The organism is Nostoc sp. (assembly GCF_036917095.1).
Taxonomy (GTDB): domain Bacteria; phylum Cyanobacteriota; class Cyanobacteriia; order Cyanobacteriales; family Nostocaceae; genus Nostoc.
The window spans coordinates 1-12,018 of the sequence record NZ_JBALFH010000041.1; the positions used below are offsets into that span (position 1 = coordinate 1).

Annotated in this window: 13 protein-coding genes; 4 read left to right on the forward strand and 9 right to left on the reverse strand. The window is 39.7% G+C overall.

The features are described from left to right. Positions 1-485 (forward strand): pentapeptide repeat-containing protein (locus V7L01_RS22055; RefSeq protein WP_335038469.1); only part of this gene is annotated, 485 nt, incomplete at its 5' end. A gap of 167 nt (positions 486-652) precedes the next feature. On the opposite strand, the gene V7L01_RS22060 is transcribed toward V7L01_RS22055, so the two are convergent. From V7L01_RS22060 to V7L01_RS22080, 5 genes are all read right to left on the reverse strand, one after another. Continuing rightward, positions 653-1,135: a DUF3368 domain-containing protein gene (locus tag V7L01_RS22060; protein ID WP_335038471.1), complete on the reverse strand. Its 483-nt coding sequence runs from the start codon at positions 1,133-1,135 to the stop codon at positions 653-655. 5 nt (positions 1,136-1,140) lie between these two features. Beyond that, on the reverse strand, positions 1,141-1,380 hold the full coding sequence (locus V7L01_RS22065; protein WP_335038473.1) for a hypothetical protein: 240 nt from the start codon (positions 1,378-1,380) through the stop codon (positions 1,141-1,143). A gap of 127 nt (positions 1,381-1,507) precedes the next feature. Beyond that, on the reverse strand, positions 1,508-2,074 hold the full coding sequence (locus V7L01_RS22070) for a DUF2808 domain-containing protein (protein WP_335038475.1): 567 nt from the start codon (positions 2,072-2,074) through the stop codon (positions 1,508-1,510). A gap of 23 nt (positions 2,075-2,097) precedes the next feature. Continuing rightward, positions 2,098-2,535: a DoxX family protein gene (locus V7L01_RS22075; RefSeq protein ID WP_335038477.1), complete on the reverse strand. Its 438-nt coding sequence runs from the start codon at positions 2,533-2,535 to the stop codon at positions 2,098-2,100. 152 nt (positions 2,536-2,687) lie between these two features. Further along, positions 2,688-3,011 carry a hypothetical protein gene (locus tag V7L01_RS22080; RefSeq protein WP_335038479.1) on the reverse strand — a complete coding sequence of 108 codons (324 nt, stop codon included), beginning with the start codon at positions 3,009-3,011 and terminating at the stop codon, positions 2,688-2,690. Positions 3,012-3,268: 257 nt separating this feature from the next. Here V7L01_RS22080 and V7L01_RS22085 point away from each other — a divergent pair, with 257 nt between their 5' ends. Next, positions 3,269-5,458 (forward strand): DEAD/DEAH box helicase, encoded by a 2,190-nt coding sequence (locus V7L01_RS22085; protein WP_335038481.1) that lies wholly within the window; start codon positions 3,269-3,271, stop codon positions 5,456-5,458. Between the two features lie 720 nt (positions 5,459-6,178). Next, a complete protein-coding gene (locus tag V7L01_RS22095) occupies positions 6,179-6,790 on the forward strand; it encodes a helix-turn-helix transcriptional regulator (RefSeq protein WP_335038483.1) in 612 nt (203 codons plus the stop codon). 639 nt (positions 6,791-7,429) lie between these two features. On the opposite strand, the gene V7L01_RS22100 is transcribed toward V7L01_RS22095, so the two are convergent. Next, positions 7,430-7,915, reverse strand: coding sequence for a DUF4168 domain-containing protein (locus V7L01_RS22100; RefSeq protein WP_335038485.1), 486 nt, complete (start codon positions 7,913-7,915; stop codon positions 7,430-7,432). A gap of 109 nt (positions 7,916-8,024) precedes the next feature. Continuing rightward, positions 8,025-9,014 carry a DNA polymerase III subunit delta gene (gene holA, locus V7L01_RS22105; RefSeq protein WP_335038487.1) on the reverse strand — a complete coding sequence of 330 codons (990 nt, stop codon included), beginning with the start codon at positions 9,012-9,014 and terminating at the stop codon, positions 8,025-8,027. 211 nt (positions 9,015-9,225) lie between these two features. Between holA and V7L01_RS22110 the strand changes: the two genes are divergently transcribed. Then, the gene (locus V7L01_RS22110; RefSeq protein WP_335038489.1) at positions 9,226-10,014 is read left to right on the forward strand and encodes a DUF1868 domain-containing protein; all 789 of its coding nucleotides are present in this window, start codon (positions 9,226-9,228) and stop codon (positions 10,012-10,014) included. 324 nt (positions 10,015-10,338) lie between these two features. Here V7L01_RS22110 and V7L01_RS22115 read toward each other — a convergent pair whose 3' ends face one another. Together V7L01_RS22115 and V7L01_RS22120 are read right to left on the reverse strand one after the other, a co-directional pair. Then, positions 10,339-11,118: an RDD family protein gene (locus V7L01_RS22115; protein ID WP_335038490.1), complete on the reverse strand. Its 780-nt coding sequence runs from the start codon at positions 11,116-11,118 to the stop codon at positions 10,339-10,341. Positions 11,119-11,138: 20 nt separating this feature from the next. Then, positions 11,139-11,999: a DUF975 domain-containing protein gene (locus V7L01_RS22120; RefSeq protein WP_335038492.1), complete on the reverse strand. Its 861-nt coding sequence runs from the start codon at positions 11,997-11,999 to the stop codon at positions 11,139-11,141. Between the last annotated feature and the right edge of the window lie 19 nt (positions 12,000-12,018).

Genomic DNA, 12,018 nt, shown 5'->3' on the forward strand with positions numbered 1-12,018 from the left:
ACCTCGGTGATGCCAACCTCAGCGGTGCCAACCTCAGCAGCGCAAACCTCGGTGATGCCAACCTCAGCGGTGCCAACCTCAGCAGCGCAAACCTCAGCGATGCCAACCTCAGCGGTGCCAACCTCAGCGATGTCAACCTCAGAGGTGCCAACCTCAGCAGCGCCAACCTCAGCGATGCCAACCTCAGAGGTGCCAACCTCAGCAGCGCCAACCTCAGCGATGCCAGCCCCCAGGGGGGTGAGGACCTCAGAGGTGCCAACCTCGGCGGTGCCAACCTCAGAGGTGCCAACCTCGGCGGTGCCAACCTCAGAGGTGCCAACCTCAGCAATTACGGATTAGGTGGCGACTTCAATGCCGACCTCAGCGATGCCAAAAACCTTACTCCTGAGCAAGTTAAATCTGCTAATAGTTGGAATAAGGCAAAATATAGCGAGCATTTTCGTACCCAGCTTGGTTTACCACCACAACAAAATGAGTTTTTATAATTAAGTGATCCCACCAGACAAAGACGAACCCTGAAGCAACTTTCGGGAACTCTGTATCTAATTTTAAAAAATGGCATCAAAGAGCGATCGCAACGCTCAGAGATTGCTTCATTGGCAATGAGTTTTTATAATTAAGCGATCGCACCAAACAAAGACAAACTCTGCATCTAATCTGAGAAAATGGCATCAAAGAGCGATCGCTTGACTCTGAAATTCATTGCCAGGATGTCTTGATACAATTGGTCTGTGCTAGTAATGATAATTTTGCCATCTACCTGAAGTTTCTTGATGACTGCTAAGGTTCCCTTAACATTTAATCCCAGTCGAGTTGCTTCTTTTCTGGCTGCGAAGTCATCCAAAATTATGTAATTTGTTTGTAATTCAGTGCCTAAAGCAATGGCCTCTGATTCTCCTCTCCCTAGTCGCATATTTAGACGATTGGCTAAGGAAAGTAATTGAATTTCTTTGACTAAGATTTTCTCGGCATCAATTAAAGCTTTTACCTGCTGACTAGCTGCATCAGATTTAGCACTGATTTCTTCTGCAACAAAATTTGGCAAATAAAACTCATCGGAAGAATCTAGAAAAATATCGAGAAATTCCAGACGCGATAAAAAGATTAATGGAGAAGAGTTAAAAACAACCTTCACACACCCTACCAATACTTTTCTATAGCGATATCTTGTTCAGTCAAGTAGGAAAATTCCAGCCCCATCAAATCTAAGAGTTGAAGAAAGACATCAGGCTCTATTTCCATAATTTCTGCGGCTTTTTTCAAACTAATAACTCTCGAAAATAACGCCCCAATCACAAACAAAAATGTTTCTTTTTGCTCAATATTATTAAATAATGGAATTTCTGAGGCAACACTTCTTAATTCTTCCTTACTACTCATAAGTATTTCAAGCTACCGACTGAATATCTTCTAGATTATCCCAAACTTTTGCAAGCGATGTATACCGACAAGTCAACTTAACGTGAAATGGGCAGTTAGAAACCTCGTCTACACAAATTCGTGGTATTTATGGAAACCACCAGTTACTTCTATTGCTGTAAAACTGAAACCGTCCAAAGCCGAGAAATTGTCCGTGGGATTTCTCACCCACCGGGAACGCAGTCACACCTAGCAAGTAGACACCAGAAAAGCTGGGATTCTTCACAGGGCGAAGGGCGATTGTAACTGTCTGTCCCGGAGTGACAGGCGGTTCAAAGTTCACAGTAACAGTTCGTGTCTTGCGTTCTGCTGTGAGTGGGCCTAGTGTTAGCCGAGATTCTTTGCGATCGCTCGTTCCGACAAATGCGCGGGTATCATTAAGATCGTAGCGGATGTTTTCTGCTCCCTCTTTCTGGGTAATAGTTACCTTCTGGAGGGGTTCTCCAGCATTCTCCGGCACGTTAATCGTGAAATAATAAGTTGCGCCCCAAACATTCGTATCTTTGTAAGTAGTCGTTGCCTCAACAAGCTTCGGCGGTTGGACAAAGTAGACAATGCCATCTCTAAGCTGCACCGCTTGAGTCAACGGAACAGCAATTCCTCCAATACATGTTGCTAACGAAAGTGTTATCCCAAACAAAGTTGCAACGCGCATAATTCAGATATAAAAAAACGCCCTTATTTCAATTTTAGTTCTTTAGGAATAAGTGACTTGGGAATAATAGAAGCTTGTTTTTCCCCATCATAAGATTTCGTGTACCACCAAGCCCAAGCAATTAAAACTGCTTGAAAGGGAAGCCTGACTACGTGTACCCAAGGTGAATTTGGTATATGTTCAATCTTAATAAGATTAACCGCCATGTTAATATTGGCAGGGTAAACAGCAATAAAAAGGGCAAGAAGTCCCCAAGCAGCAGCTTGACTTACAGGCGGGACTAATAAACCGATACCACCCAAAATCTCATAAAAACCACTGAGATAAACTAATCCTAAAGGGTAAGGTAGTTGCGGCGGCACAATTTTGACATATTCTTCTGGAACAAGGAAGTGTGTTACTCCAACCACAATTATGCATATGGCAAGGATGACACGTAATATTTCCTTATATTTATTCATGGTTTTTGCCTTATTATATACTTCCCTCTATTAATTCAGTTTGACTGACGGATGTTAATCTGCCTTGAGTCAATAGGAGTAAAAACTGAAAATACTCTAATTCAATCAGAATAAATGACCTTCAAACAGAGATAAAATATTGTTTTTTAGAATTATCTCAGGCGAAAATTGACTAAATTTGTGGCAATTTGACCAGTCCAAAAGTCGCCGTATTCTGTGGAGCCTCTAGAGAAAGGAAGTTTTAGCGTGGGTGAATCTTTGACATATTTCATCCGAATCTGATATTTAGTTGGCTTAAAGTTGTAAAAACTCAAAATTCCTCCGTACAACGCGGAACCTGTAAGCTCAATACAATTTTTGCTATACCACTTGAATTTTGCATCCATCCAATACTCCAAACTTTCCCCGGACATAATTAAAGGAATATCTGATTCTTCTACAGTTCTGGTTGCATTTCTAGCAAAACTCATTTCCATAACCTTTCCATGTGGATTTAATATTTCTGGTACAAAATGAGGTAGTTAAAATCGATAACAAATTGATGAGTTATTAGTAATTCTTACTCCAAATTTTATTGGTGTTTCTTCCCCAAAGATTGGAAGATTATACTTCCCCTCTGACACTAAGGTTTCAAAGTAAATTCCATCGACTTCAATTCCACTACTGTTATTTGATTTCTCCGGTGCCATACAAGCTATTCTTCATTACCTACCACTAATTATTCATAAAAAATATGAGCGATGCCTTTAGCCGACTTGCACCATTCATCCAAGAATATATTTATCATCACCAATGGACTGAATTACGACCAGTCCAAATTGCCGCTTGTCAAGTTATATTTGACACCGACGCTCATTTGCTAGTTACTGCTGCAACTGCTGCCGGTAAAACAGAAGCAGCTTTTCTGCCAATTTTGACTTTATTACACGCCAATCCTACTGCAACTATAGGAGCATTATATATTAGTCCAATCAAAGCTTTAATTAACGATCAGTTTGAGCGCCTCAACGACTTACTAAAAGAAGCAGATATTCCAGTTTGGCACTGGCACGGCGATGTTTCTCAAAGTCGAAAAAACAAACTTTTAAAAAATCCTCAAGGCATTTTACAAATTACACCAGAATCTCTAGAAAGCTTGTTAATCAACAAAAATAACGACCTCCTTCGCTTATTTGGTGATTTAAGGTTTGTCATCATTGATGAAATTCACGCTTTTATGGGTTCAGAACGCGGCTGTCAAATTATTTGCCAATTACAACGTTTAGCAAAGTTGACGCAAAAGCAACCGCGCCGTATTGGTTTGTCAGCAACTCTTGGTGATTACTCACTAGCTGAAAATTGGTTGAGTTCAGGAACAGATAAGCCAGTAATTACACCACAAACTGACGGGATAAAACGCCAAATCAAACTAGCTGTAGAACATTTTTATATTAGTGATGAGGCAGATGAATCAGAGACGACAGCTTATGAAAAATATATTTTCAACCTTAGTAAATCTCGCAAATGCCTGATATTTGCTAATAATCGGACGCGTACCGAATCTGTAATCGCATCTTTGCGACAAATTGCCACAGAACAAGGGCTACCAGACATATATCATGTGCATCATGGCAGTATATCTGCTAGTTTGCGGCAATCTGCTGAAAATGCGATGCGTGAACCCAATAATCCTGCTGTAACCGCCGCCACTCTGACTTTAGAATTAGGCATAGATATCGGTCATTTAGAGCGAGTTATTCAGTTAGAATCACCCTTGTCTGTAGCTAGCTTTTTACAGCGCTTAGGACGTAGTGGCAGAAGAGGTGAAGCAGCTGATATGCGCTTTATTTGCGCTGAAGAGAAACCATTATCAGAAGCTTCTTTACCAGAGCAAATACCCTGGCAGCTTTTGCAGTCTATCGCTATCATTCAACTTTATTTAGAGGAGCAATGGATTGAACCAATTAGACCGATTAAATATCCTTTGAGTTTGCTGTACCACCAAACAATGAGTATTTTAACAGCATTAGGAGAACTTTCTCCTAATGCACTAGCTAAACAAATTTTTAGTCTGCCGCCGTTTGCTGCTATTTCTCAAGAAGATTTTCTATTATTGCTACGTTATTTAATTGATATTGGTCATATTCAGCATACTGAGCAAGGGAAATTAATTCTGGGTTTAGTAGGAGAAAAAGTTGTAAGGAAATTCCAGTTTTACGCTGTATTTGCTGAACAGCAAGAATATATTGTTAAGCAAGGTGCAACCCAAATTGGCAGTATTGTCACGCCGCCTGCTGTTGGCAATCAATTTGCTTTAGCTGGCAGAACTTGGGAAGTAGTAGAAGTTGACTTTAAAAAGAAAGCTATCTATGTTAAACAAGCCGAGGGAAAAGCTAGTATTTATTGGCGCGGTAGTGGTGGCACTATTCATACCAAAGTATTACAACGAATGCAGCAAGTTTTATTTGAGAATGTCGAGTATAGTTACTTGCAAAAAAATGCTTTGCAACGTTTACGTGAGGTTCGCCATTTGGCGCAGCAGGTTGGATTAGATAAACAAAATATCTTGCAATTAGAAAAAGGTAAATGCTGCATTTTTCCCTGGATGGGTACGGTTGCTTATCGCACCTTAGAAAGATTACTAAACTCTTACTGTCGAGAATCGTTGGAAATTACAAGTATTGGCGGAGTAAATCCTTATTATTTAACGGTTAAATTAGCCAAGGATAAATTTAAATATATTTATCGTGAAATTACTTCATTGTGCGAGCAAAGAATTACTTCAGAAGATTTGCTCAGTACTTCAGAAGCACTAGAAATTCAAAAATACGATCGATTTATTCCTCATCCACTTTTACGAAAAGCTTTTGCTAGCGATTCTTTAGATATGAGAGAACTCAAACAGCAAGTCTCGCTGTGGAGAGGAGAAAACGTAGCACAATAGTTAAATTATCTATAAATTTCTATATAGCCATTTTCAATCCGGTGAGGTACAGGTAAGCAAATAGATCTAACCCCCAGCCCCTTCCCTTGTAGCAGGGCTGTTTTATAGCACAAAAGATAAGAATTTGTCAATATCATTAGAAATAAACCTTTGGGCTTGGGTGATAGAAGAATAACCATTTCGACGCAAAAGATTAAGTCGGTAACCCACGTACCCGCTGATTATTCCCATAATTATAAATAGCAACACCAGCCAGAGTTGGTGCCTTTGCCCATCTTTGACTCGAAAATCTTTTACTTGCCGTAGTTATTCAATTAGATTTGCACCCATTGTTTTCATCCCCTCGACGCTTGTCATTTTACATCTTTTAGGGCATGAAACAGCCCTGCGCTAACAAAGGGGATAAAAGCGGTAGAGAGAAGTCTTAGCAAAAGTTTTTTAGAAGCGGCTTCCGAAATAAGCAATTTCAGAGTTGTATTTAAAATCTGTAAACTAACATAATTCAATTATGCTACATAAACTATTGAAGTCTTTTCGGGACTGACGTTAAAAATAACACTTCCATTTTCATCTACCTTCATTAGCGTAATAGGTCTGTAATATAGCGCTTCTTTTCAGGAATGAGTGACGCTTCTACATCGCTACCGATAGCTAACCGCAGTGGCTGATCAAATTTACTCAGATAATCATACGAAAAATCGATACATTTAGATACTTAATATGATTGCCCTAACAAAGACATTAGTAAAAACAGTAGCTGAACCACAACAGCTAGAGAGTATTGATTTACATGACTCGAAGCGAGCCGATTTTTTACAAGAAATAATTGAAGGTTTAGAAGACGGTATATTAATTTTAAGCCAAACTGGTGAAGTAGTTCATGCTAATGCATCTGCTCATCGCCTTTGTTGTCAATTTAATCAAGGCAATTTCAACCAAAATTTTGTACCACCAGTCATTTGGAATCTTTGTGAATCGCTACTAAGCAGTCGAGATTTGTTTTCTGATAAACTCATCATTCTATCGGATGAGATTGTAGTTGATAAGTCAAATATTTTTCGTATTCGGGTAAGACTGCTAGACTTAGATGGATTTGAAGTGCCTTGCTTATTAGTGACTATCGAAAACCAATATGAGTATCTGAAAAGTTTAGCAATCACTGAAGTTAAAAAATTTGAACTGACGCCGCGAGAAGGTGAAATTTGGTTTCTCTATAGAAGCAACTACAGCTACAAAGAAATTGCCACTAAGCTTTTCATCACCATAAACACAGTGAAAAAGCACATGAAAAATATTCACACCAAGCGACAAGTATGTATTGTAGTTGAATAGTAGTATTGCAATCAAAATTGATTTGTAAAATACAAATCAATAACTGTATTTTTGCATACAGTTATTTAACAGTTTGCTCGGAATTATTTAATAAGTAAAGCTAATAAACTAACAAAAGAGGTAATGCCAAAATAATTCATAATTATAAGACGCTACGCGTAGCTTGCTTCTCCGTATGAGTAGTAAAATTGCTGCCGCTGCCATATCAGTGGTAGCTCACTACTCTCCACGCTTGAATAGTTGACTACTAAATTTTTGATAAGCGTGTAGGCTGCTGTAGAGTGTCTTTAATCAGGGCTATTTCGTTCTAGACATAAACAAACCGCCCAGAACTAAAGTTCCGGGCTAATAGCCCAAGTTCACTAAAGTGGACTAAAAGCCTTTCTAGTCGTCTTTAGACGAATGAGTGCTATTAGCCTCAAAATTTATTCCGAGGTGGGCTAGATGAGAATGAAATAGCCCTGATCTTTAATTATGAATTATTAATTATCAATCACTAATTATTCGGTCAACCCTGGTATGAGAACAAAGTTTTACATGGCGACTGAATACTTTTTATAATTCGCACTAGTCGCAACAAGTAAAATCGTGAAAAGTCAGAATAATCGATAGCCGGTCAAATTTTTATGCCAGCTTGAACTACCGAGTCTCAGGAGTTTGTTGCAGGCGTAATAAGGTATTGTAAACCTGCCGTTTTAATGTAGTATTGTTGTTTTGTAATTCTACAGTAATTTTGTTAAACTGGTCAAAGCTCAAACCATTATCTGCAACAATTTTTTGAGCGCGATCGCAGTAATTGAAAGCGATATCTTGAGCCTTTTTTGGAAGACCATTTATGCTATTAGGATCGTTACAAACAATCTTGGGAATTTCTCCATTTCCAATAAGTTTTTTAATTTCTTCAAAAGCATTTTGACGGGCTGGCTCCATTGCTAGCACGGCTTGAGCATAGCTGTTGATTTCAGTATTGTTAACTATTGGTGCTGGAGTTTGACCATAAGCTTTTGAACTCAATGAAAAAGCGTTGGAAATCACACCCGCAGTAGCGATCGCTCCGAAAAAGAATGATTGTAAAAGGATTCGCTTTCGGCTAGGTCGGGAAAAGAAATCAGAAATTTTATTCATATAGTGTGTGACACAGAACTACATCAGGGATATTATAAGAACGTTGAATTATTTTCGGAGTTGGAAGTTCCAGCAACTGCTCAATACATCAAGCTTTTATATTTGATTGTCAATTTCCTCGGCATACTTGACAAAGTTCGACTATTTTAGTTTGGAGTGTTGACATTTCTGATGCTCCTTGCTTAAGGCTCACTTCCAACTCCAGTAGTAGGGGCAAGCAAGAAATTAACTGTTGCACAGAAAGAAGCTTGATTTCTTGCTGTAAAAAGTAGATCCGTTTGGGATTACCGATATCAGCAGCCTGAGCGATCGCTTGTTGATTGCGCTCACCACTTTCCATCATAATCTTGACCCACAGCCATGTGCGAAATTGTCCAATCAGTGTGGCAACTATCCGTAATCCCGGCTCGGAAGCATTGTTCAGATCCGCCAAAGTAGTCAAAGCTTTAGCTGTATCTCCTGTTCTGATTGCTGCTGCTAATTGTAAGCTATTTTGAGTAGTATTTCTTACTAACTTCGTAACGGTATCTACGTCTAAAGGCTTATTGCTACCTTGGACATATAGCCGTAACTTCTCTAACTCATTGTAGAGAAGGCGTGTATCATTTCCTACAGATTCTGCCAGCAGATGGGCAGTATTGGCATTTAGTTTCACACCTACAGTCTGGGCTGCTTGATTAACAGATTGCACCAGTAACTCGGTTTTCCAAGGGGGAATGAGGGGAAATTCTCGGAATTCGGTAGCAAATTGTTTCAACAATTTTGTGGATTTGAGGCGTTCATCTGGCTTGTTGCGGCTGGTGAGCAATAAAAATGAGTTTTCGGGAATGACAGGTAGCGATCGCACCAATTCTGCTAAGACATTCTCTGGACAGTGCTGACACAGAGTAGTATTTATCAGCCATACCAAGCGCCCACCAGCGCCAAAAGTGGGTGTCATCACCTGATTTAACCCCTGGATAGCGGCATCAGCTCGATCTGGGGTGAATGAAGTGTAGTTAAAACTTATCCATTGGGGATCGAGGACGCGATCGCGCAGTATAGCGATCGCCTTTTCTATGGCAAAATCGTCTTCACCCCAGTAAACATAGATTGGCATAGATAAACCTCGTGGAGGGAGAGTAGGGGGAGCAGGGGAGGCAGGGGAAGCAGGGGGAGCAAGCGAACAATTATTCTTTTCGTTCTCTTTATCTCCCATATGTCCTAATCAACTTCTATTACACCCAAAAACTAAATACTTTTTAAATGACTCTCTTAATCGGGGAAATTTTCCCTAAAATCTATCAAGTGAGAGCGTGAGGCTATGAAGATTGGACGACAACTATCAGACTTACTTAAATCGGCTAGCACGACTGACGTTGCCAGAAGCCTACAGATCCCAAGTCCAGCATATTCAGGAATCTTCCAAATTTCAGCCAAATTCTGGGTTGAGACAAGCAGCGTCCTTTCCTGGCTATACGCTAATTACACCGCCGGCAGGAGAAGAATCGCAAAACTCTGCTTTCTATGCCAAATTACAGGCTTACCAACAGGAACTTTTACAGTTGCCTGTAAACCGTGATTTGATTGTGCCTGTACCTCCTGCTAGCTTCCATGTGACTTTAGCAGATTTAATTTGGGATAATGCTTACCTTGATGCTGGCGAAAAAAATCCCAAATTTGACGAAGAGCTACACTCTTGTTTAGCGGAAATGTTTCAGCAATATCAACAATTGATGACAAACAGGAGTCATCCGATTAAATGGCAAATGCTGGGGCTGATACTGATGCCAAGAGCTGTAGCTGTTTGTTTAGTACCCCAGGATGAACGCTGCTACGAGGAAATTATTAAATTTCGCCGAACAATTTATCAAAATCCCAAGTTAATTGCCTTGGGTATTGAGCAGCATTATCACTTCACAGCCCATGTTACATTAGCGTATTTTGGGGAGGTTTCATCTGACTTAGACCGCACAAGTTTCAGCACAATGCTTAATCAATTGAATGAGCAATGGCTGTTTAATTTGCCAGAATTCTCGATCGATCGCGTCGAATTGCGAAAGTTTGACAATATGACACGCTATTATCGCGAACCAGACTGGCCAATTTTAGATTTTTGACTTGCTTTGCGTATCATCTGAACAACATTAAATTTGGGTTTACTAATATAGCGGTTCTCAGTTAAGTCCAATATAGACCTAACAAGAACAGCCCCTTCTCAACAAGGGAAGAGCAGTAAACCTCAAAGCCTCTCTCCTTAAAGGAGAGAGGTCAAAATCTATTGCATCCATAGACGTGTAGCGGCTTCCCGCAGGGTAGGAGCGATCGCTACAGGTAAGGGCTACTTAGCAAGAACAATAATATTTCCGATTTCTTAGAAAAATCGCGAATCTAAGCCTTTCATTTTTCACAAATCAAATAGAAATTTTATAGTTTTTTCTCATCTAAAATTCCGGTTGTTGATAAGCAAGGTAAACAGCTTCTAAAAATACATCAGGTGTAACAGCTTCTGGCAGCTTTTCTAAATTAATAATAGCTTTAACTTGCTCGGCTAACTTGAGAGATAGTAAGGTTCTTCCCTTTAATGACATTGCACCACGTCGCTGCAAATACTCACGAATAACAGCAAAATCATCTGGCATCAGTTGCGATAAATCAGCAACTTCAATTAACTGTTCGTGAAGTCCTTTTGCCTGTTCTGAAATTGTCAATGTCGCGGATGCAGTGGGTGTTTGACCTTGAATCACAATTGTGCCAGCAGCTAAATCACCTAAGCGCTTTTCGCGGCTACCCAACATAATTAAAAAAGCGCCAATAAACAAAGTCTCATCAAAGGGTCGCAGTAAGGCACGTAGCGTTGCTTGTTGTAGCCCGATTAGTCTCCCATCATCTCGAACCACGCGAATTTTAGCAACTCGTTTACCAGGAGTTTGCCCAAACCATAAGGTTTCAAAAATTACAAAATATCCTACGTAAATCACGAAACTGGTAAGGAATGCGATCGCCATCAACCAGAAAGTGGCTGCGGTACCGAAAATATCTACCCAAAAATCTCCTAACTGGACTGAAACGATAGACCAAGCTGTGAAAAATCCCACCAAAATCACAGCCAAAACGTGATAATCAATGAGCAAAGCCCAGGCACGATTTCCGATTCCAGCAAGAGTGAATTCTAGTTCTACGCTTTCCGGAGTATTATATTTAACATTATTAAAAAGGTGCATAATCGTCTTTATACTCTGGTTTAAATTTCGCGATCGCGTAACTTCAAGCCTAATCCTTCACGACGACTCCGCAGGTCATAGTAAATAACAGCTTTAATTGCTTGCCAGAACGGTACTACTAATGTAGCGCTTAATATAGTTAGAACTATGCTTACAAAAGCTGAAAGTATGGCGTAGGTAATGTTTTCCTTGCTCAAAGGTTTTAAATAACTCTGAATAATACTGCTTACAATACTAAATGGCAGTTGAATCGGTAGCGTAATTAAATAACCAATAAATAAAATTCCTACAATTCGCCATCCCTGTCTTTTTGTTAAATCCCAACTGCGGCTAATCGTTGATACACCATCTACATCATCCTCAATGGCCAATGGAAGATCGACCACAAAAAAGCGAGCCTGTAACAACAGTAAAAATGTAAGCAAGACTGGGAAAAAAATGATTGTTAGTAGTAATCCAATAACTATAAAAGTAGGATTTAGATTATTGCCAACTGCCGTATTGGTAGCGAAATAGCTGATAGTGATTCCAATAAAAAAAGAAAAAGGAATTACTAAAATAGCTATCAAACCTATACCAACAGCAAACATTATTAAACCCAAGATTAAAAATTGCCATAGGCGAGAATTCACAACACGGCGACTCTCTTCGATACTTTCCGGTTGATTCACCAATTCTCCAAAGGCTAAACGCGAGATAATTGCTAAAATTGATGCACATTTCGCCCATCCATAAATCGGCAGTAATGCCCAGACATAAGCAGTTAATGCCAGTTTTAGATACAACTTCAGATGAGAACGATACAGTCGCATTCCTGCACTCACTACATTCCCAATACTCAGTGGTTGTATAGGACTGGGAGATCCAAAATTTTCAGACATAATGGTAAATTCCCTTGAA